At 72.3% G+C, this 20,571-nt stretch carries 18 protein-coding genes, 1 tRNA gene and 1 pseudogene; 11 read left to right on the forward strand and 9 right to left on the reverse strand.

Going from position 1 to position 20,571, the window contains the following annotated elements; genetic code table 11:
- Positions 1-185: 185 nt before the first annotated feature.
- From ACZ3X1_RS35470 to ACZ3X1_RS35485, 4 genes are all read left to right on the forward strand, one after another.
- A complete protein-coding gene (locus ACZ3X1_RS35470) occupies positions 186-1,373 on the forward strand; it encodes an LLM class flavin-dependent oxidoreductase (protein WP_467283442.1) in 1,188 nt (395 codons plus the stop codon).
- Positions 1,374-1,627: 254 nt separating this feature from the next.
- A complete protein-coding gene (locus ACZ3X1_RS35475) occupies positions 1,628-3,313 on the forward strand; it encodes a glycosyl hydrolase family 18 protein (protein WP_467283443.1) in 1,686 nt (561 codons plus the stop codon).
- Between the two features lie 157 nt (positions 3,314-3,470).
- Positions 3,471-4,316 carry a helix-turn-helix domain-containing protein gene (locus tag ACZ3X1_RS35480; protein ID WP_467283445.1) on the forward strand — a complete coding sequence of 282 codons (846 nt, stop codon included), beginning with the start codon at positions 3,471-3,473 and terminating at the stop codon, positions 4,314-4,316.
- Positions 4,279-4,512: a DUF397 domain-containing protein gene (locus tag ACZ3X1_RS35485; RefSeq protein WP_467283447.1), complete on the forward strand. Its 234-nt coding sequence runs from the start codon at positions 4,279-4,281 to the stop codon at positions 4,510-4,512. Before ACZ3X1_RS35480 ends, ACZ3X1_RS35485 begins: the two co-directional genes overlap by 38 nt.
- Position 4,513: 1 nt before the next feature.
- On the opposite strand, the gene ACZ3X1_RS35490 is transcribed toward ACZ3X1_RS35485, so the two are convergent.
- Positions 4,514-5,500 carry a LuxR C-terminal-related transcriptional regulator gene (locus ACZ3X1_RS35490; protein ID WP_356813909.1) on the reverse strand — a complete coding sequence of 329 codons (987 nt, stop codon included), beginning with the start codon at positions 5,498-5,500 and terminating at the stop codon, positions 4,514-4,516.
- A 265-nt stretch (positions 5,501-5,765) separates the two neighbouring features.
- Between ACZ3X1_RS35490 and ACZ3X1_RS35495 the strand changes: the two genes are divergently transcribed.
- From ACZ3X1_RS35495 to ACZ3X1_RS35510, 4 genes are all read left to right on the forward strand, one after another.
- Positions 5,766-5,936, forward strand: coding sequence for a hypothetical protein (locus ACZ3X1_RS35495; RefSeq protein WP_467283449.1), 171 nt, complete (start codon positions 5,766-5,768; stop codon positions 5,934-5,936).
- A gap of 5 nt (positions 5,937-5,941) precedes the next feature.
- A complete protein-coding gene (locus ACZ3X1_RS35500) occupies positions 5,942-6,217 on the forward strand; it encodes a hypothetical protein (RefSeq protein WP_390077014.1) in 276 nt (91 codons plus the stop codon).
- Positions 6,218-6,237: 20 nt separating this feature from the next.
- Positions 6,238-7,443 carry an aggregation-promoting factor C-terminal-like domain-containing protein gene (locus ACZ3X1_RS35505; protein WP_356813881.1) on the forward strand — a complete coding sequence of 402 codons (1,206 nt, stop codon included), beginning with the start codon at positions 6,238-6,240 and terminating at the stop codon, positions 7,441-7,443.
- A gap of 78 nt (positions 7,444-7,521) precedes the next feature.
- Positions 7,522-8,832, forward strand: a complete 1,311-nt coding sequence (locus tag ACZ3X1_RS35510) for a tachylectin-related carbohydrate-binding protein (RefSeq protein WP_467283450.1) — start codon at positions 7,522-7,524, stop codon at positions 8,830-8,832.
- Positions 8,833-8,853: 21 nt separating this feature from the next.
- On the opposite strand, the gene ACZ3X1_RS35515 is transcribed toward ACZ3X1_RS35510, so the two are convergent.
- Entirely contained in the window at positions 8,854-10,737 is a 1,884-nt protein-coding gene (locus ACZ3X1_RS35515; RefSeq protein ID WP_467283452.1) for a putative bifunctional diguanylate cyclase/phosphodiesterase, read from the reverse strand.
- A 345-nt stretch (positions 10,738-11,082) separates the two neighbouring features.
- Between ACZ3X1_RS35515 and ACZ3X1_RS35520 the strand changes: the two genes are divergently transcribed.
- Positions 11,083-12,318, forward strand: a complete 1,236-nt coding sequence (locus ACZ3X1_RS35520; protein ID WP_356813878.1) for a M6 family metalloprotease domain-containing protein — start codon at positions 11,083-11,085, stop codon at positions 12,316-12,318.
- An 86-nt stretch (positions 12,319-12,404) separates the two neighbouring features.
- On the opposite strand, the gene ACZ3X1_RS35525 is transcribed toward ACZ3X1_RS35520, so the two are convergent.
- From ACZ3X1_RS35525 to ACZ3X1_RS35540, 4 genes and pseudogenes are all read right to left on the reverse strand, one after another.
- Positions 12,405-12,478: transfer RNA gene (locus tag ACZ3X1_RS35525), tRNA-Lys, on the reverse strand.
- Positions 12,469-13,093: pseudogene (locus tag ACZ3X1_RS35530) on the reverse strand (bifunctional DNA primase/polymerase). The gene ACZ3X1_RS35525 and the pseudogene ACZ3X1_RS35530 overlap by 10 nt, the downstream one beginning before the upstream one ends.
- A 131-nt stretch (positions 13,094-13,224) precedes the next feature.
- Positions 13,225-13,569: a hypothetical protein gene (locus ACZ3X1_RS35535; protein ID WP_467283453.1), complete on the reverse strand. Its 345-nt coding sequence runs from the start codon at positions 13,567-13,569 to the stop codon at positions 13,225-13,227.
- A gap of 240 nt (positions 13,570-13,809) precedes the next feature.
- Positions 13,810-14,391 (reverse strand): NADPH-dependent FMN reductase, encoded by a 582-nt coding sequence (locus tag ACZ3X1_RS35540; RefSeq protein ID WP_467283456.1) that lies wholly within the window; start codon positions 14,389-14,391, stop codon positions 13,810-13,812.
- Between the two features lie 115 nt (positions 14,392-14,506).
- On the opposite strand from ACZ3X1_RS35540, the gene ACZ3X1_RS35545 reads away from it, so the two are divergent.
- Positions 14,507-14,989 carry a MarR family winged helix-turn-helix transcriptional regulator gene (locus tag ACZ3X1_RS35545; protein ID WP_356813874.1) on the forward strand — a complete coding sequence of 161 codons (483 nt, stop codon included), beginning with the start codon at positions 14,507-14,509 and terminating at the stop codon, positions 14,987-14,989.
- Between the two features lie 139 nt (positions 14,990-15,128).
- Here the strand turns inward: ACZ3X1_RS35545 and ACZ3X1_RS35550 are convergent, their stop codons facing one another.
- The 3 genes from ACZ3X1_RS35550 to ACZ3X1_RS35560 are packed head-to-tail and all read right to left on the reverse strand — an operon-like array spanning position 15,129 to position 19,215.
- Positions 15,129-16,478, reverse strand: coding sequence for an AAA domain-containing protein (locus ACZ3X1_RS35550; RefSeq protein ID WP_356813873.1), 1,350 nt, complete (start codon positions 16,476-16,478; stop codon positions 15,129-15,131).
- A complete protein-coding gene (locus ACZ3X1_RS35555) occupies positions 16,475-18,058 on the reverse strand; it encodes a hypothetical protein (RefSeq protein WP_467283459.1) in 1,584 nt (527 codons plus the stop codon). Before ACZ3X1_RS35555 ends, ACZ3X1_RS35550 begins: the two co-directional genes overlap by 4 nt.
- Complete coding sequence (locus tag ACZ3X1_RS35560; RefSeq protein WP_467283462.1) at positions 18,046-19,215, reverse strand: hypothetical protein; 1,170 nt, start codon at positions 19,213-19,215, stop codon at positions 18,046-18,048. The genes ACZ3X1_RS35555 and ACZ3X1_RS35560 overlap by 13 nt, the downstream gene beginning before the upstream one ends.
- A gap of 148 nt (positions 19,216-19,363) precedes the next feature.
- Between ACZ3X1_RS35560 and ACZ3X1_RS35565 the strand changes: the two genes are divergently transcribed.
- Positions 19,364-19,960, forward strand: coding sequence for a histidine phosphatase family protein (locus ACZ3X1_RS35565; protein ID WP_467283463.1), 597 nt, complete (start codon positions 19,364-19,366; stop codon positions 19,958-19,960).
- Positions 19,961-20,571: the final 611 nt, after the last annotated feature.

Below are 20,571 nucleotides of genomic sequence, written 5' to 3' on the forward strand. Positions count from 1 at the left end.
CGCCCGTTGGGGAGATTGATTGGCTCGATCACGTCTGTCTGCCTGGATCTACTCCAATGGCATATGCCAGGGGCATGCGTACCGTCCCGCGGTGGCGGGAATGCCCGGCGGCCGCTCACGGTTCGAGTTCTTCGTACGGTGTCGCACGGGCGTCGTGCGGACGTGGAGACGGGACGGGAGCGACGATGAGTGACACCGGGGACGTGAACGGCGTACGGAACGGCGTGCCGAGCGGGGTATCGAGCCGGCCGGCGCAGGAGCCGGCGGACGGCCGGGCCGACGGCACGCAGGAGAGCCGTAGCGGCATCCGGGGCACCGCCCTCGGGCGGGCGCCCGTACCGCTCTCCGTCCTGGACCTCGTCACCGTCGGCGCCGGCAGCACCGCGCACGACTCGCTGCGCACCAGCGTGGCCATCGCCCGCCTCGCCGAGTCCCGCGGCTACCACCGCCACTGGGTCGCCGAGCACCACTCCATGCCCGGCGTAGCCAGCTCCTCACCGGCCGTGATCCTGGCCCACCTCGCTGCGCACACCTCTCGCATCAGGCTCGGCTCCGGCGGCGTGATGCTGCCCAACCACGCCCCGCTCGCCGTCGCCGAGCAGTTCGGCACCCTGGAGGCGCTCGCCCCGGGGCGGATCGACCTCGGGCTCGGCCGCGCCCCCGGCACCGACGGCCGCACGGCCGCCGCGCTCCGCGGGCCGGGACGCCTCGAAGAGGGCGCGGACGAGTTCCCGCGGCGGCTCGCGGAGCTCACCCGCTTCCTCGACGACGACTTCCCCGACGGGCACCCCTACGCCCGCGTGCACGCCGTACCGGGGCCGGTGCAGGGCCCGGCCGGGCGGCCGCCGCTGTGGCTGCTCGGCTCCTCCGGCTTCAGCGCGCAGCTCGCCGGCGAGCTCGGCCTGCCCTTCGCCTACGCCCACCACTTCTCCGCGGCCGGCACCCTGCCCGCGCTGGACCTCTACCGCCACAGCTTCCGGCCCTCGGCGGTCCTCGACGCCCCCTACGCCGTCATCGGGGTCTCGGCGCTCGCCGCCGACACCGACGAGGAGGCGCGCGCCCAGGTGCGCACCGGCGCGCTGTCGATGCTGCGGCTGCGCACCGGGCGCCCGGGACTGGTGCCCACGCCCGAGGAGGCGGCGGCGTACCCGTACACCCCGCTGGAGCGGGAGTTCGTGGACGGCTGGCTCGCGAACATCGTCCACGGCACCTCCGACGCGGTCGCCGAGGGTCTCGACGCCCTCGCGAAGCGCACCGGCGCGGACGAGTTGATGCTGACCGCCAACGCGCACAGCGGGGCGGCCCGGCTGCGTTCCTACGAGCTCGTCGCGGACGCGTACGGCATGCCGACGGAGATACCCGACGCCGACTGACCGCGTGAGAACGGGGTTTGGCTGGTTCCTTGCCGAAACCTTGCGGGAGCGTGTCTCAAGGGAACCTTAAACCGCTCGTCACCCGGGGTGGCGGGCGGTTTCTGATGTGCGCTCAGGTCTCTGACTTGGGGAAATGTGTCGGGAATGGTCTAGTCCTTCTTTGGTCCGAACCATTGACGGGGCGTTGCGGTGATCGCTATCACTGCTTCCACCTGAACTTCCGCACTCTCCTCCCACCCCCCCGGAGGCAGTTCATGCCCATCCGTAAACCCCTCGTCGCGGCCGCCGCCACGGCCGCGCTGGCAGCCGGAGCGCTTGCCTCCTTCGCGGGACTCGGCACGGCCCAGGCCGCCGACACCGCGACCGGAGCGGCGGCGGGCGGCGTCCGTATCGCCTACTACGACCAGTGGAGCGTGTACGGCAACGCCTTCTATCCCAAGCACCTCGACACCCGGGGCATAGCGGGCAAGCTGGACGTCATCAACTACTCGTTCGGCAACATCCACCCCACCGAGCTCACCTGCTTCGAGGCGAACAAGGCGGCCGGCGACGACAACAACCCCAACGCCGGTGACGGCGCGGGCGACTCCTACGCCGACTACCAGAAGTCCTTCAGCGCGGCCGACAGCGTGGACGGCGTCGCCGACACGTGGAACCAGCCGATCGTGGGCGTCTTCAACCAGTTCAAGGAACTGAAGGCCAAGTACCCCCACCTGAAGATCAACATCTCTCTCGGCGGCTGGACGTACTCCAAGTACTTCCACGACGCCGCCAAGACCGACGCCTCCCGCAAGAAGTTCGTCGCCTCCTGCATCAAGCAGTACATCAAGGGCGACCTCCCGGTGGAGGGCGGCTTCGGCGGCCCCGGCACCGCGGCCGGCATCTTCGACGGCATCGACATCGACTGGGAGTACCCGGGCTCCGCCGGCGGCCACCTCGGCAACCACTACGGCCCCGAGGACAAGCAGAACTTCACCCTGCTGCTCCAGGAGTTCCGCAAGCAGCTCGACGCCGAGGGCGCGGCCGCCGGCGGCAAGAAGTACATGCTGACCGCGGCTCTGCCGGCCGGCCAGGACAAGATCAAGTACATCGAGACCGACAAGATCGGCCAGTACTTGGACTACGCCAACATCATGACGTACGACATGCACGGCGCCTGGGACGGCGACGGGCCGACGTACCACCAGTCGCCGCTGTACCCGTCCGCGGCCGACCCGACCGACCCGATCGCGCCGGGCACCGAGAAGTACAGCATCGACAACGCCATCGACTCCTGGATCGACGGCAATCCGGCCTACGGCATCACCGGCGGCTTCCCGGCCAACAAGCTGACGCTGGGCTACGAGTTCTACTACCGCGGCTGGAAGGGCGTCCCGGCCGGCACCACCCACGGCCTCGCCCAGACCGCGACCGGCGGCTCCGCCGCGCGACCGCTCAGCCAGCAGGCGGGCATCGCGCACTACAAGGAGCTCGGCGGCATCGTCGACAACGCGGCGACCACCTTCTGGGACGACCAGTCGAAGTCCTCGTACTTCTACAAGGACGGCGAGTTCTTCACCGGCCTGAACCAGAAGTCCATCCAGGCCCGGGTCGACTACGGCAAGCAGCGCGGCCTGGCCGGCGCGATGATGTACTCCCTGCTCGGCCTGGACAACAACGCCACGCTGCTCGGCCAGATCTCCGACGCCCTGGGCGGCACCACGGTCCCGCCGACCACGCCTCCCACGACGCCGCCGACCACCCCGCCGACGACGCCTCCCACGACGCCGCCCACCACGGGCTGCGGCTCGACCCCGGCCTACGTCGCGGGCACGGTCTACACCGCCGGCAACGAGGTCTCCCACAACGGCCGCAAGTACCGGGCCCAGTGGTGGACGCAGAACGAGACGCCGGGCACCACCGGTGAATGGGGTGTCTGGAAGGACCTCGGCGCCTGCTGATCTCCCCCCACCCCGCGCCGAGCGACGCCCCCGCCCCGTCCCCTCTCCCAGGGGCGGGGCGGAGGTGTGTGACATGGTTGCCGAATTCCGGCACCGGGCCGCAGTGGTGTCGTTACGCTCGGCCACAAGCCCGTTTCCCGCTCGGGGGTGCCGTCCCATGGTCCTGGCCCGCGACATCGATCCCAGCGCCTCGCCGCTGGACTACTACAGCTACGAGCTGCGCCGCCTGAGAGAAGAGGCGGGCCTGAAGCAGGCCGAGCTGGGCGCGATCATCTTCTGCACCGGCTCGCTGATCGGCATGGTCGAAAACGGCCGCCGCGTCCCGACCAGGGATTTCTCGGAACGACTGGACGCCGCCCTCGGTACGGACGGTCACTTCTCCCGCCTGGTCGGCCTCGTCCTGCGCAGCGTCCTGCCGACGTGGTTCCAGGCGTATGCGGAGATGGAGGCGCGGGCCGCGTTCATCTCCACCTTCCAGGCGCAAGTGGTCTACGGGCTGCTCCAGACGGAGGCGTACGCGAAGGCCCTTCTCAGCGTGGAGTACCCGGAGCGGGTCGACGAGATCGTGGCGGCGCGCATGGATCGGCAGCGCATCCTCGCGCGCGCAGTGCCACCCGTACTGCTGGTGGTCCTGGACGAGGCGCTGCTGCACCGCAACGTCGGCGGTCGAGAGGTGATGCGGGAGCAACTGGCGCACCTGCTGACGTTTACCGACCGGTCCTGGATCCAGCTCCAGGTCCTGCCCTTCACGGCCGGTGAACACGCTGCCATGACAGGTTCGTTCACCCTTCTGCGCTTCGACAACGACCCGGATCTCTTCTACACCGAGAGCTACGACTCGGGCCGGATGACCGCCAATCCGCGAGTGATCAGGGAACGTTCCTTCGGATACGCTCGATTGCAAGCCGCAGCCCTCTCACCTGAGGATTCGGCGCTTCTGATCGCACGCGTAATGGAGGAACGCTATGGGGACCAGTGTGAACCTGGGCGTGCAGTGGCGTAAGTCGTCCTACAGCAGCACCAACGGCGGAGAGTGCGTCGAGTGCGCCCCCCTCGACGGCGCCGCCTGGCGCAAGGCTTCGTACAGCGGTAGCCACGACATGCCCGGCAGGGTCGCGGTGCGGGACTCCAAGAATCCCGACGGGCCCACCCTCACCGTCGGGGCGGAGGCCTTCGCCGCCTTCGTCCGGAGCGTCTGACTCACAGCCAGCCCTGCTGGGCCGCCTTGAGGCCCGCTTCGAAGCGGCTCGTGGCGTGGAGGCGTTCCATCAGCGCGGACATCTGCCGTCGGACGGTGCGCAGCGACACCCCGAGCCGCTTGCCGGCGGCTTCGTCGGTCATGCCGGAGGCCAGCAGCTTCAGCAGTTCCAGTTCGGCCGCGCTCGGGCGGGAGCCGTCCGTACGGCCCCGGTCCGCGCCCAGCGGTACGGCCGCCTGCCACGTCTGCTCGAACAGGGTGACCAGGGACGCCACGATCCCCGGGGCGCTCGTGCACAGGGCGCCCAGGCGTGAGTTCGCGGGGTCGATGGGGACGACGGCCACCGTGCGGTCGAAGACCAGCAGGCGCGGCGGCAGCAGCGGGCTCGTGCGGACCTGGCCGCCCTGCTCGGTGAGCCAGCGGGCGTAGGCCAGGGTCGCCGGATCGTTGCGGGCGCTGTCCTGGTAGACCGAGCGCATCTCGATGCCGCGGCCCAGCGCCCGCTCGTCGAGGGGCCGGGAGGACTCCAGGCTGGCCTCGGACAGGGCGCCGCCCGGCAGGATCGCCAAGCACTCGCGCTCCAGCCGGTGGGCGAGCTGTTCGAGCCGGCTCTGGATGGCGTCCATGCCCACCAGGCGTTCCGCGCCGTCGACTTCGGTGTTCGGGCGCAGCTCCGCGAACTCGGAGACGACCTGTGCCGCCGCCGCCTTGCTGCGGGCCAGCTCCTCCTGCTGCCGGGCGAGTTCCTCCTCCTGGCGGCGCAGCAGCAGCTCCAGGCCCAGCTCCGGCCGGACCGCCCTCAGGTCGCCCGGACAGTCGCGGGACGGTCTCAGCAGGTCCAGGTCGACCAGCCGGTCCAAGCCGTCGCGTACCTGCGCCTCGGTGAGGCCGAGACGGGCGGCCAGCTCGGCGACCCCGCCCGACGGGTCGGCCAGCATCCCCCGGTACACGGCTTCCACCTCGGCCCCGAGCCCCAATGCCTGCAGCAAGTCCACGCCCCCCAGCGCTACTTCGGCCGCCCCTGCGGGCTGCCGCCACCGTGATCGTAGGCGATGCCTGGCACCAAGGTGCCAGGCCTTTTGGTGCCAGGCGGAAACCCTTCTGCACCGCCCGCCCGGGCAGCAACATGGTGATCACCGGAACGGCGGGGGCAAGAGCCCCCGGCTCGGGCCAGAGCCTCAAGGACGATCCGGTACAGCGCGCAGCACACCGCACCGCCCGGACCACCACCAGCACCTGACCTCGGGGGAAACCATGTCCCGCACCGCCCGCCTCGCCGCTGTCGCCGCCGCCTTCGCCGCCCTCTGCGCCGCCGCTGTCACCACCGCGACGGCCCCCGCCCCCGCCGAAGACCACCACATCAGCGCCAGCATCAACTGGGACACGCCCCCCGCGGGCGCCGACGGCAGCATCAACTGGGACTGACCGAGGTGCGCATCGTCCGGGCCGTCCTGTCGGGGCCCCGACAGGACCCCGACCGCCCCGGCGTGCTCGCGCTCCTCTCCGACCTGATCTGGGCCCACGCCGAGGCCGCGCACGGCCTCGAACACGTCCGGGCCAAGGACGCCGGCCAAGGCGTCGACCTCTACCTCTTCCTGCGTGCCGTCTCCGAGGCCGCCGCCCTGGACCAGGCCCGCGCGCTCCTCGACGGAGCCCGCGCCCCCCTGTGCGCCCACGGCTACCGCACCGCCGAACCACGTCGCTGACGCCCTCACGAAGGAACACCGTGACCACCACCCTCCGCCGGGCTGCCCGCAAGACCGCGGTCGCCGCCCTTTCCGGCGCCCTCGGAGCCGGACTCCTGACCGCTGCGGCCGTCGCCGCCGCCCCCGTCGCCCAGGCCGCGACCACGTGCAGCGGGACCGCCTCCCTCTACGGGGTCCTCCCCGACGGCCGCCTCACCTTCAGCACCATCACGCCCGCCACCGGCGAGCTGAAGAAGGTGCTGGTCGGTGCCGACCTGGGCTTCGAGCCCAAGGCGATGGCCACCCTGAACTTCAACACGATCCTCGTCACGTCGACGACCGGCGCGCTCTACCGCCTCGACGTGCTCACCAACAACACCTCCCTCGTGCTGGAGCGTCCGCCCGTCAAGCTCTTCGACAGCGGCTGGACCCACGACAAGCTCACCTACGACGGCCACGGCCACCTGTACGGCACGGCCGGGGGAGTCCTGCTCCAGTACCTGGTCTCGCAGCCCAAGCCGACCGGATCGGCGCACATCGGGCAGCGCAAGGAGATCGGCACCGGCTTCGTCCTGAAGACCCTCACGGCCGCCGGGGACGACCGCCTGCTCGCCACCACCGCGGCCGGCGCCCTCTACTCGTACAAGGTCAACAGTGACGGCACCTGGGACCGGGACGACCTCAAGGCCTCGGGCTGGTCGGCCTTCGACCAGGTCGTCTCACCCGGCGGCGGCCTCTACTACGGCCGCATCGCCGCCACCGGCGCCATGTACTGGTACAAGGACGCCAACCCGGCCGACGGATCCGGCGCCGACATCGCCTACCACAACGACACCCCCGTCAACGCGGGCGGTTGGACGCAGCAGTTGCTCTCGGCGCAGCCGGCGACCTTCAGCTGCACCACCATCGCGGACCCGCTCGACGGCAGGGACATACCCGCCGTGAAGGCGGCCGGGCGCGATCTCATGAACAAGCACGACGGCGGCGCCTGGAACAGCTCGACCCAGTGGAACTGCCTGGAACAGCTGTGGGACAAGGAGAGCGGCTGGCGCTACTGGGCCGACAACCCGAGCTCCACCGCCTACGGCATCCCGCAGGCCCTGCCCGGCTCCAAGATGGACGCCTTCGGCGACGACTGGCGCACCAACCCAGTCACGCAGATCAAGTGGGGCCTGTCCTACATCGACGGCCGGTACGGCACGCCCTGCGCGGCCTGGAACCACTTCCTGAACAACAACTGGTACTGAACCGCAGTCTTCCCTTCTCCTGTCCCCTTCCCCAGCCCGACGCGCGTACGTCAGGGCTGCCCGAATCCGGAGACACCCATGATCTCGTCGTCCCTCAAGCGCCGCCTCGCCGCCACCCTCGCCGTCGGCGCCACGACCCTCGGCCTGGTCACCGTCACCTCGGCCCCGGCCCAGGCCGCCGCCATCTGCGGCGGCAACGTGTCCGTCTACGGCACGCTCCCCGACGGACGCCTCACCTACACGGCGATAGCCCCCAACACCGGAGACCGCGTCAAGACGCTGATCGGCGCGAACCTCGGCTTCACGCCCAAGGCGATGGCCACCCTCAACTTCAACACCGTCCTCGTGACGTCGACGGCCGGCGAGCTGTACCGCGTCGACATCCAGACCAACGACAACGCCCTGGCCCTGGCCGGAGTCACCAGGATCTGGGACAGCGGCTGGACGTTCGACAAGATGACCTACGACGGTGCGGGCCACCTCTACGGCACCGTCGCAGGCCAGCTCCACCGGTACAACGTCTCCCAGGCCAAGCCCAGCGGTCCCGCCCACATCGCCAAGCACGTCGTCATCGACGAGGGCTTCGTCCTCAAGACCCTCGCCGCCGTCGGCGACGACATCCTCCTCGCCAGCACGGCCGACGGCAGGCTGCTCTCGTACCAGATCAACGGTGTCGGGGACTGGGAGAGCTCGGTCCTCAAGAGCAGCGGGTGGTCGGCGGTCGACAGCCTGGTCTCGCCCGGCGGCGGCCTCTACTACGGCCGGACGAACGGCGGTATGTACTGGTACCACGACGCCGACCCCACCGACGGCAAGGGCGACGACATCGCCTACCACCCCTCCGACCCGGTCGACGCGAGCGGCTGGACGCAGACCCTGCTCTCCGCCTTCGCCAATGACTGCACCTACCAGCAGCCCGCGCCCCCCACCCCCACCCCCTCCACCAAGGGCGGGCAGATCGCCCGCAGCGAGATCATGAGCCGCGCCGTGAACTGGCTGAACCGCGACATCCCCTACAGCCAGAGCGCGTACGCCTCCGACCCGGACGGCGACCACACCTACCGCACCGACTGCTCGGGCTTCGTCTCCATGGCCTGGCACGCCTCCGCCAGTTACACGACCGCCAGCCTTCCGAGCGTCAGCACCACCATCTCCAAGTCCGACCTCCAGCCCGGCGACGCGCTGAACACCTCGGACGGGCACGTGGTGCTCTTCGAGAAGTGGGTCGACAAGGGTGCCGGGAAGTTCTCGTACATCCACGAGTCCAACCCCAACGACGACATGATGCGCGGCCAGGACTACCTCAACGGAGGCAGCGACGGACGCATCGCCGGGCACGCCGCCTCCGGCTACGTCGCCCTGCGCTACGACAAGACCGTCAACGGCTAGGACACCGCCCCGCACCCCCTGTCAGAACAGGGGGTGCGGGGCCGGTTCGTCGGGCGTGGAGGCCGCGGTCGCCTCGGCTTCCACCCGGTGGCCGATCATGCGGGCGATCACGTCCGGGGCCACCGCGCGGGAGTACAGCCAGCCCTGGCCCGTGTCGCAGCCCACGCGCCGCAGCCGGGCCGCCTGGCCCGCGGTCTCCACGCATTCCGCGGTCACCGTGAGGCCCAGCCGGTGCGCGAGCTGGACCAGGGCTTCGACGATGGTCTCGTCGGCCGGGTTCGGGTGCGCGCCCTCGTCGTAGCGGAAGCCCCGCACGAAGGATCCGTCCAGCTTCAGCACCGAGACCGGCAGCCGGCTCAGGTAGGCCAGGTTCGAGTAGCCGGTGCCGAAGTCGTCGATGGCGATGCGGACGCCCATGTCGCTCAGCGCCTGGAGGGCCTGGAGCGGCCTCCCGGCCGAACCCATCACTGCCGACTCGGTCAGCTCCAGCTGGAGCAGCTGCGGCGCCAGGCCCGTCTCCGCGAGGATCTCCGCGACGTCGCCCACCAGGTCCGAGTCCCACACCTGCCGCACGGCGACGTTGACGGACACGAAGACCGGCATGTCGCTGGGCTGTTCGATCTGCCAGCGGCGTGCCTGCCGGCACGCGGTGCGCAGCACCCACTGCCCCAGCTGGACGATGGACCCGTCCTCCTCGGCGATACCGATGAACCGATTCGGCGTGAGCGTGCCGAACTGCGGGTGGTTCCAGCGCACCAGGGCCTCGACCCCGCGCAGCGCGCCGCTCTCCAGGTCCACCAGCGGCTGGTACTCCAGCGCGAACTCGCCCCGCTCCACGGCCGGCCGCAGGGTCGAGGACAGTGCCTGTCGGGTCATGCGGTGCGCGTTGCGCTCCGGGTCGAAGAGGGTCCAGCGGGCCTTGCCGTCCGCCTTGGCCCAGTACAGCGTCGTGTCGGCGGCCTGCATCAGGCCGGTCGCCGAGGTGCCGTCCGTGGCCCGTTCCACCACGCCGATGGACGCGGAGACCGACAGCCGCTGCCCGGCCAGGTCGAACGGCTCCTGTACGGCGGTCAGTACGCTGCGCGCCAGGTCCGCCAACTGCTCGGTGCCGGTGGAGTCCTCCACGAGCAGGGCGAACTCGTCGCCGCCGAGCCGTGCGACCAGGTGCCCGCCCGTGCGCCCGTAGCCGGACTGGTCGGCGCACTGGGTCAGCCGGGCGGCGACGGCCGTCAGCAGCCGGTCGCCGACGCGGTGGCCGAGGGTGTCGTTGACGGCCTTGAAGCCGTCGAGGTCCAGGTAGCACAGGCCGATCCGCCCGGTACCGCCCCCGTGGTCGTAGGAGGACGCCTCCAAGGCGGCGGAGAGCCGCTCGAAGAACAGCGCCCGGTTGGGCAGCCGCGTGACCGGGTCGTGCATCTGGAGGTGGCGCAGCCGCGCCTGGAGGTCGCGCCGGTCGCTGATGTCGGAGACGGACAGCAGGACGTTCCCGGTGCCCGGCACCGGCCCCAGCGTGACCTCGGTCCACAGCGAATGCCCGTCGGGGTGCTTGAGCCGGCGGGTGCAGCGCAGCCGGGCCTGACGGCCGCGCAGGACCTCCTGGTACGCGGCCCACGTGCGGGCCTCCGCTGCCAGGTCCACCAGGTCGGCGGCGCAGCGGTGGACGAGCGCGTGCGGCTCGCTGCCGAGCAGGCCGGCGAAGGCCTGGTTGGCGGTCACGACGTAGCCCTCGCGGTCCACGACCGCCATGGCGAGGTGGGCCGCGTTGAACGCGGCCCGGTAGTCGCGCAGATCGGAATCGGCGCGATGGGATGCCGACGGCACTGCCGGCACTGACGGGTGACGCTCCGTAATGGCCGATCGGATGCTGTCGGCCGCCGAACCGGTTCCTTCTGAGGTTCCGCTCACCGTTGGCCCCGCAGTGTTCGTGAGTGTCCGTGCAGGAAAGTGTGCCGATCATAGAGGCTGCCGGGAGGCCCTATCCAGCGGCGTCACCGGTTGAGACGCGGGAGTTCGGCGTGATGACGGATCGTCGGACCAAGATCGCTTGATCGTTTCTGCGCAGCTGTGAGCGGGAGAAGGCTCCTGCTGATCCCGGGTGATCGGTCGTGACGTTCTGTAGGCACCCGCGTGAAGTCCGGGGGTCACCGTCTTGCCGCATCGCTCACTCGTGTGGGGCAGCGGAACAGGGCATTAGTAAGACAATCGCCTCAAGGTGGCTAAACAGGTACGAATCCACCACCGGAGGTCGATGTGACGCGACAGCAGACACCCGGGGGAGTGGACCGCTCTCGCGTCCGAAGTACCGCCGCGGCGCTCACTTCCCTGATGGCGCTCGCCGCCATGTCGCTCGTCGCGGGTCCCGCGGTGGCCGATCCCGGCGCCGGGCCCTGCGCGCTGACCCGTACGGGGGCGCACCACTCCCTGGGGCTGGACACCTGGAACGGGGCCTACCCCAAGCCCGAACGCACGCTCGACGCGGTCATGGTCTTCCTCTCCTTCCCCGACCACCGGAGCACCGTGACGCCCGAGCTGCTCACCCGCGACTACTTCCCCGCCACCAGCGACTTCTTCGAGCAGGCCTCGTACGGGCGGTTCCGCCTGGCCCCGCACCCGCAGAAGCAGTGGATCCGGATGCCCAAGCCGTCCACCGCGTACGGGATAAGGCGTGACTGGGCCCCCGGCGACCGGGCCGCCTACCTGCGCGACGCCGTCGCCGCCACCGACGCCCGGGTGGACTTCGGCAAGTACGACGTCGTCTACTTCGTCGCCGACCCGGACGCGCCCGGGGTGGACTCGGACGCCACCAAGGTCGTGAACTTCGACCGCCCGATCGTCGCGGACGGCGCGGAACTGCGGCGGATCGTCACCGTCTTCGAGCGCCACCCGCCGGACCGCAACGTGCTGGCCCACGAGACCGGACACGTCTTCGACCTGCCGGACCTCTACCACCGGCCCACCGACGGCAAGGGCGACTGGGACACCTACGTCGGCGACTGGGACGTCATGGGCAGCCAGTTCGGCATGTCCCCCGACCTCTTCGCCTGGCACAAGTGGAAGCTGGGCTGGCTGGACCCCTCCCAGGTGGACTGCGTGCAGTCGGGCTCGTCGCTGCACACCCTGCAGCCGCTGGGGCAGGCCCCGCCGAGCGGCGGCACGGGCGGCACCCGGCTCGCGGTCGTCCGTACGGGGCCCGGCAGCGCGATCGCCGTCGAGGCGCGGGGATCGTCCGGCAACGACGGCGACACCTGCACCGAAGGGGTCCTCGTCTACCGGGTGCGCAACGAGGCGGCGTCCGGCGGCGGCCCCATCGAGGTGCTGGACGCGCACCCGGCGACGGAAGCCTGCTGGGACCGCTCGGTGTACCCGCCGCTGGCGGACGCGCCGCTGGAGGTGGGCGAGACGTACACGGTGCCCGGGGAGCGGATCACCATCGAGGTGGCCGACCGCACCAGGTCCGGCGCGTACACGGTCAAGATCACGACGTGACGGATGACGGCATGATGCCGTGACGGTGACACTGACGGTGACACGAAGAAGGCCCCCCACTCGCGTGGGGGGCCTTCCTCCGTCTGTGCGCCGCCAGGGACTCGAACCCCGGACCCGCTGATTAAGAGTCAGCTGCTCTAACCAACTGAGCTAGCGGCGCTTGCTGACGAGGAAGACATTAGCAGGAGGATCCGCGGAACGAAAAATCGATATCCCCAGGTCCCGTCGGTGCGGCGGTCCGGGCCGCCCGCACGAAGGCCCAGAGCAGGGCGTCCGGCCCCGGGAGCCAGGGCTCCCGGGCGTCGGGGGCCACCAGCCACCGCGACGGGCCCGGGCCGGCGGCGAGCGGAGGCACGGTGACGGCGTCGCCGCGGCCGTGGCACAGGGGCGCCGGGGCGGGCCGGGAGGCCCCCCATTCCTCCCATGCCAGCAGTACGGGCAGCCGGTGCGCGGTGCCCGGGGCGGCGAAGAGCAGCATCCGGCCGCGGTGCACGGCGACCGGGCCGGACCCGGGGCCCTCGGCCCACAACAGGTCCAGGACCCGGCGCCCGAGGACGAGCGGGACGTTGACGACGTCGAAGGCGCTGCCGCAGGGCAGCGTCGCCGGGAGGCCGGGGCGGGCCTCCCACAGCGCGAGGGTGCGGCGGGGGTGCGCGGAGGCCGAGGCGAGCCAGGCGGCGCCCTGCGGGGTGACGTGCGTGGCGGGCGCGGTGCGCGTGCGCTCGCCGCGGGCATGGAGGGCGGTGCATCCGTGGGCCGTCGTCAGCGTCGTCATATGCCAAGGTCTACCCGCCGTAGCGGCCGGATCTCACGGAGTCACCGAAATCGGGACAGGGAGGCCGGGCCTGGAGTATGGTGCCCCCCGCATATGACGCACCGCGATGATCCCCGGCCCCGCCCCACCGCCTACGTGAGGTCGGCGCGCCCGCGCTGGAGGGTCTCGCCGAATTCGATCATCTTGCGGGCGTAGTCCTCGGTCCACTCCGCCTGTTCGGCGATGGACGCGGGGGTGAGCCGGTCGAAGCGCCGCGGATCCGCCAGCTGGGCCGCGGCCAGGGCCTGGAACTCCACCGCCCGCTCCTGCGCCGCCCGGAAGGCCAGGGTCAGTTCGGTCGCACGGGCCAGCAGCTCCTGCGGGTCCTCGATCGACTCCAGGTCGAAGAAGTGCTCCGGGTCCGCCGCGGCCTCCGAGGGCTCGAAGAGCAGCGGCGCCGGCCGCAGCCGCCGCTCGGTCCGCTCGGGCTCTGCCATCCCTGTCCTCCTGCTGCGCGTGCGAAAACCTTCCGGGCCACCGTCCATTGTCCAACGCCCCGCAAGAGCGCGCCCCGACGGGTTGGAACACCTGTACGGCCGGTGAGGCGCACGAGCAGCCCGGGGACCTCCGTGACGGGGGAGTCGCTCGGGCGATCGACCGACCGCCGGTATCCGCCCCGCATCGTGCTGACCGGCCGTCAACCGCACCCGCGTGCGCCCCTCTGGCCGGGAGCCCGCTCAGGCGGTGACGGCCTCCGCGTCGAGCTCCGCCGCGCGCTTCGCCGCCAGCTCGGCCACGTCGGCCAGGACGGCGGCCAGCTCGCCCGCGAGCGCCCCGGGGGCCTCGAAGCCCTCGGCCCCGATCAGCTTCGGGATGCCCGGGACCGCGACGGAGTGCTCGGCGGGCAGCATGCCGAGGCGGGTCAGGACCGGCAGCAGCATCTCGGCGGCCGGGGCGCCGCCGGTGGGGCCGGCGCTGTAGCTGACGATGCCGACCGGCTTGCCCTTCCACTCGTTGTAGAGGAAGTCGATGGCGTTCTTGAAGGGCGCGGTGAAGCCGCCGTTGTACATCGGCAGGACGAAGAGGAAGGCGTCGGCGGAGTCGACCAGCGCGCTCCAGTCGCGGGTGTGCTGGTGGGCGTAGTTCCCGGTGGAGGCGTACTCGGGCTCGTCCAGGAAGGGCAGTGCGATCTCGGCGAGGTCGACGGGGGTGACGTCGAAGCCGCCGTGCGCGCGGGCCTGGGCGGTGACCCACTGGGCGAGCGGGCGGCCGGAGGAGGTGGGGCGGGTGGCGGCGGAGACGACGTGCAGGCGGGTCATGGAGTGGGCTCTCCCGATCGGTGCGGTTGTTGATGTGTCACCTAATGAAAGCGTTGTGTGAGTGACGTGTCAACCAGGTAGATGATGTGTCACCGACCTGGCTAAAGTGGAAGGCATGACCCCCGCATCCGAGCCCCGCTGGCTCACCGAGGCCGAGCAGGACGCCTGGTACGCGTGGCGGCGGATGTTCCCACTGGTCAACGCGGAGATCGCACGCGACCTGAGCCAGGACAGCGGGCTCTCCGAAGCCGACTACGACGTCCTGTCCGTGCTCGGCTCCACGGAAGGCCACCGCATGCGCATCAGCGCACTGGCCGAGCTGATGCGCTGGTCGCGCAGCCGGCTGTCCCACCAGCTCACGCGCATGGAACAGCGCGGGATCGTCCGCCGCGAGGAAGTCGCCACCGACGGCCGGGGCGCCGAGGTGGTCCTCACCGAGACCGGGGTGGCCGCGATCACGGACGCCGCTCCGCTCCATGTGGAATCGGTCCGCCGCCACCTGATCGACATCCTGACCCCCGCGCAGCTCCAGGCCCTGGCCGAGGTGGGCGAAGTGCTCCGCCACCGGTTCGGCGCCGCCCGCAAGGGCAGGGACTGACCGGCGCCCGCGAACCCGCTCTCCCCAGGCCCGCAGGGCCGAGGGGAAGCCCCGCAAGGCGGAGGGCCGCCCGGATCCCGGACTACCCGGGCGCGCCCGACACCGCGCCGCGGGGCAAGCGGGACTGCGCGGACACGCTCTAAGGCCGCCAGGACACCCGGTGCTCCGCCAGGTGCGCCAGGACCGAGTGGTTCGCCTCCCAGCCGTCCGGGAACTTCACCGTCACGCCCAGCTGCACCGGCTCCGTCGACGGATGGTCGTCCAGCAGCTCCGCTATGCCCGCCCGGGCCACCACCACGCACGCGTGCCGGTGCCGCGACGCCAGCACGCACAGCCGGCCCGTCTCCAGGTGGAAGGCCGTCGCGTCCGGCCGTCCCGACAGCGGGTGCAGGACCACCGTCAGGTCGTACTCGCGGCCCTGCAGCCGGTTCGCCGTGTCCACCGTGACCCCGGAGACCCCCAGCGAGGCCAGCGCCGCGCGGACCGCGGCCGCCTGGTCCCGGTGGGCCGTGCCGACGGCGATCCGGTCCGGCGTCAGCGGAGCCGGCCCCGGGGACTGCTCGTCGGACGTCACCGCGCCCCGGTCCAGGGCCCGGCGCACCACCAGGGCCACCGCACCCACCGCCTCCGGGTCGGTGCGCGGCGTGTGCCGCGCCGGCAGCTCCAGCAGGCCCCAGCCCGCCTCGGCGGCCTCGTCCAGCACCCGGTCCGGGCCAGACCCGTCCGAGGCCACCCCGTACGACAGCTTCCGCTCGCCCGGGCCCGTACCGCTGCGGAACTGCGTGTACGGGTAGAACGCGCGGGACACCAGCGGCGCCGCCGTCGCCGGGAGCCGCCACGACACCGGCAACCGGTGCTGCGGCAGCTGCGGATTGTGTGCCAGCAGCGTGCTCACCGCCGACGCCGAAGGGTCGTAGGACAGCCCCGCCCATTGCTCCGCCCCGACCACGCTGAAAGGGTCCAGCTGCCCCGGGTCGCCCACGAACAGCGCCCGCTCGAACAGCCCGGCCACGGCCAGCAGCGCGTCGGAGCGCATCTGGTACGCCTCGTCGACGATCGCGTGCTGCCACGGCTCGACGTCCTTCACGAACGCCCACTTCGCCGCCGTGGAGACCGTGATCGGGAGTTCCGCGAGGTCCCCCGGCTTCGCCGACAGGGTCACCGACGGCAGTTCCCGCAGCGCCGGGTCGTAGGCGTCCCCGTCGCTGCTGTGCAGCCGGCCGACCTTCAGCTCCGGGTCCTTGTCGGCCAGACGCAGCACCAGGTCGTCGACCTGCGCGTTCGTCTGCGCCACCACCATCAGCCGGCGCCCCGCCGCGGCCAGCTCCCGCGACGCGCGGACGACGAGCGTGGACTTGCCGGCCCCCGGCGGGGAGTCGACGACGACGCCCCGCTCCGTCCCGTGCAGGGTGTCGTGCAGGATCGCCGCGGTCGCCCGGGCGGCCGCGGCACCCGGGTCGAAGGCGGCCGGTGCGGGCACAGCGGTCACAGGATGTCCTCGTCGGTGACGGCGTCGGGAAGGTGGACGGCGGCCCCGGACCCCGGCGGGCCGCCATGGGTCCACGGCGTCCGCTCCGGGTCCGGGAGCTTCGGACCGCCGCGCGCGTCGTGCTCGAAGAGCGTCCAGCACACGCGGTCGCCCTTCTCCGGCACGGAACCCGGCTCCGGCTCCCGGCCGCGCCCCATCTTGTCGAGGAGCCGCAGCACCACCTGACCCTCCTCCTCGCAGCGGACGAACTGCGCGCTCTGCGGCCGCCCGTCCAGTGAGCGGTACACCTTCGCGCCACTGCCGTCCGCGAGCTGCGGCCGGTCCTCCGTGGACACCGTCACCAGCGGCCGCGGACTGGGCCGCTTCGACTCCGTCCACTCCATCACCACCTCGGTGACCTCGCCGGCGAAGGCCTCGCCCGCCAGCCGCCGGCCCGCCATGACCAGGGGGTCGTCCAGCGCCTCCTGCGCGTCGAGGCGCACCTGCTCGGTCTCCCGCGTGGCCAGCTTCTGCGCCGCCGTCACCGCGTCGTCACGGCGCGGCTGCGGCGGCTCGCCCGCCCGTACGCGGTCCCGGTGCCCGGTGTACGACCAGCGGTCGCGCGTCCATCGCTCCTCCGCCCGCTCGCCCGCCGGCAGCGCGCGGACCAGATCGATCGCCTCCCAGGTGGCCCACCAGGTGCTCGACATCTGGTCCACCACCAGCCGGCGCACGACCCGCTCCGCGGTGCGGACCTCGCGGTCGTCGTCCCCGGGCCCGGCCGCCAGGGCCGCGCGCGCCGCGTCGTAGCGGGCGATCGCGGGAGCCAGCAGCTTGTTGTCGAAGGCCGGGTCGGTGGCCGGACCGGCCGGCGGGCACAGCAACTGGCCGTGCTCGTCGCGGCCCAGCTCCGCACGCAGGGCCGCCTCGGCCCCCGACCCGCCGCCGGACGGCGCGATCCAGGCCAGGAGCGCGCCCAGGTGCTGGTCCTCCAGGTTGCTCTGGCCGGTCGCCCAGTGCCGCGACAGCAGGTCCGTCGCCGACAGCAGCATCGAGGAACCGGGCACCCGCGCCCGCTCGCCGAGGTGCGTGAACCAGCGGCCCAGCAGCGGCACCCGCGACGGTGCCGGATAGGGATTGTCCGGATCCTCCTCCGCGGTGCGCCGGAACCTCATCGACCGCCCCAGCAGCCGCACGTACTCGATGCCCGCCCGGCTCGGCACGATCAACTGCGGGGCGTCCACGCACAGCTCGGTCTCGACCTTGACCCGCTTGCCCGTCTCCGGGTCGGTCTCGCTGCGCTCGGCCGGCTCCACGGCATCGGCGTAGGCGTCGATGTGGGCCAGCACGTGGACCGCGAGGTCCGCGAGGAACGCCCACCGAAGGTCCCGGTCGCGGGGCTGGGGTATCACGAAGACCCGCGGCTCGTTCCGGTCGGTGCCGACCATCGCTCCCAGCGGGGCGCCGGCCTCACCGGCCGTGGTCAGCGGTACGAAGACCATCGGGTTGTCGCTCAGATGGCGGTGGCGCACCGTCGCGAGCGGCTGGGCGCGGCCCGCGCGGACGGCCTCCAGCCGGGCCAGGGTGCTCAGCAGGGGCATTCGGGGGACTCCGGGACGTGGCGACGTGGACGGGCGGCGGCGAGTTCCAGCGCCTCGGCGCGCAACCGGGCCGCGCGGCGCAGGGCGGCGGCCGTGGGGTCCTCGGCACAGCCGGCCCCCGAAGCCGCCGCGAGGGCCTCCTCGACGGTGGTCAGCGCGCCCAGCTCACCCCGTACGGAACGGCCCAGCGCCGTCACCTCGTCGGCGGCGCGGGCCCGCTCCCGGCAGTGGAAGGCCAGCTCGCAGGCGGCCAGGCACTCGGGGGCGTAGGCGGCGTCCACCGCCGACACGGCCTCGGCCAGCTCCTCGGCGGTCCGCTCCGGGTCGAAGGTCAGCCCCTCGGGCAGCGCGGCGGCCAGCTCCTCGACCCGGGTCAGCCGCTCCAGCTGGCGCCGGGTCACCGCGCGCTCGCGGCGGATGTCGACGGGGGCGGCGGTGGGCAGGTTGGAGAAGTCCTTGGGGCACACCAGCAGCACGGTGTGCCCGACCTCGGCGCCGGCCAGCTTCTCGGCGGTCCGCTCCAGGGCCAGGACGTAGACGGCGGCCTGGCGGGCCGCCGCGCCCACCTTCGCGGCGTCCGCGGCCGCGTCGATCATGGGGAACGACTTGATCTCCACCACGGTCCAGCGGCCGTCGGGGTGCACGACGACGGCGTCCGGCTCCAGATAGGCCGGCGAACCGGCCACCTCCAGGGCCAGCATCGGGTGGTCCAGCAGGGTCCAGTCCTTCGCCGCGGTCGCCTCGCGCAGGGCGAGCGCGGTCCGGGCGGCGCGGCCCTCGGGCCCGGCCGCCGTGAGATCGGGGACGCGGGCGCCGGGCCCCGGCGGCTCGGCGGCCGGATCGAGGTGCCCGTGGACCAGCCGCAGCAGCTCGGCTCCGCCGTCGCCCTTGACCTTCGCCTCGAAGGAGTTCCCGCGGACGATGGCGAACTGCGACTGCCCGAAGGCGGCCGGCGACCCGAGGGCCGTGGCGAGGGCGTTCTTGTCCACACCGGCGCCGTCGAGCAGTGCGCGTCTACCGCACCCGGGGTTGGCGGCGAGGGCCGCCAGCGCCCGGGCGTCGAGCGGTCGGGGCTGCACGGCGGGGCCTCGCAGGCCGGCGAGCCGCTGACGCAGCGTGGTGGGCTGCGTGGGGCTGCTGGGCGGGTAAGAGCTCACCCGCGGAAGTGTCCCATCCGCCACTGACAATCGTGTGCGGAGCGCGGAAACGGGCCGGTGAGAGAGTCGGCGGGGGGCGTGATGGATGATGGACGCACGAGGAAAACATCGTAAAAACGTACAACCTTGCACCGATCGGGAGATTCGCATGGCCCCCCGCATCCTGCTGGCCCGTCACGGCCAGACGGCGTGGTCCCAGCTCGGCAAGCACACCGGACGCACGGACGTGCCGCTGCTGGAGGAGGGCAAGCAGGGGGCGAAACTGCTCGGCGAACGCCTCGCCCGCGACCCCTGGAAGGGCCTGCCGGGCCTTGAGGTGCGCACCAGCCCGCTGGTCCGCGCGAGCGAGAGCTGCGAGCTGGCGGGCTTCGGGGTGCGGGCGGAGCCGTGGGACTCCCTGATGGAATGGGACTACGGCGACTACGAGGGCATGACCCCCGCCGAGATCCAGGCGGTCCGGCCGGGCTGGCTGATCTGGCGCGACGGCGTCCCGGGCGGCGAGTCGGTCGCCGACGTCTCGGCACGCGCCGACGAGGTGGTGGCGTGGGCGCGCTCGGCGGAGCGGGACGTGCTGGTGTTCGCCCACGGCCATATCCTGCGCACGCTCGCCGCGCGCTGGCTGGGCTTCGACGCGTCCTTCGGCGCCCGCGTCCGTCTGGAACCGACGTCCCTGTCGGTCCTGGGCTGGGCCTACGGGGCCCCGGCACTGGAACGCTGGAACGACACGGGCCACCTGGACGTGTAGCACTGGGCTCGGCTGACCGGGCCGGTGGTGCTGGGGCTCTGCCCCAGACCCCGCGCCTCAATCGCCGGCGGGGCTGGGTGTGGCTGCGTGCCCTTCCCGCGGCGGGGCGGGCGGGTCCGGACCGTTTTCCGCGGGTCGGGATCCGGGTGCGGTGGGGGCGGGTCCGCGGGGCCCTTCCCGCGGCGGAGCGGGCGGGTTCGGATCGTCCTGCGGGCCGGTTCGCGGGTCGGGATACGGGCGCGGTGCGGGCCGGTTCGCGGGGCCCTTCCCGCGGCGGAGCGGGCGGGTTCGGATCGTCCTGCGGGCCGGTTCGCGGGTCGGGATACGGGCGCGGCGCGGGCCGGTTCGCGGGGCCGGGCAGGGGTGTCTCCTCGGCTCGGCGCCTGCGAGCCATCGCGGCAGTACCCGGTGGTTGCGCGCTCGTCCTGCGGGGACACCCCTCCCCGTCCCCGCTCCCCACGCGTCGGGTCCCGCTCCGGGACCCGCCCAGTCGGCCCGGGCGTCTCCGGGGCACTCTCGGAGCCCTGCCGTGGGGCGGGGACACGGCGGAGTGTCCCCGCAGGACGAGGCGCGACCACCGGGTACCACCGCGACATGCCCGCGGGCGCCGA

The organism is Streptomyces sp. NPDC023541, from assembly GCF_055559995.1.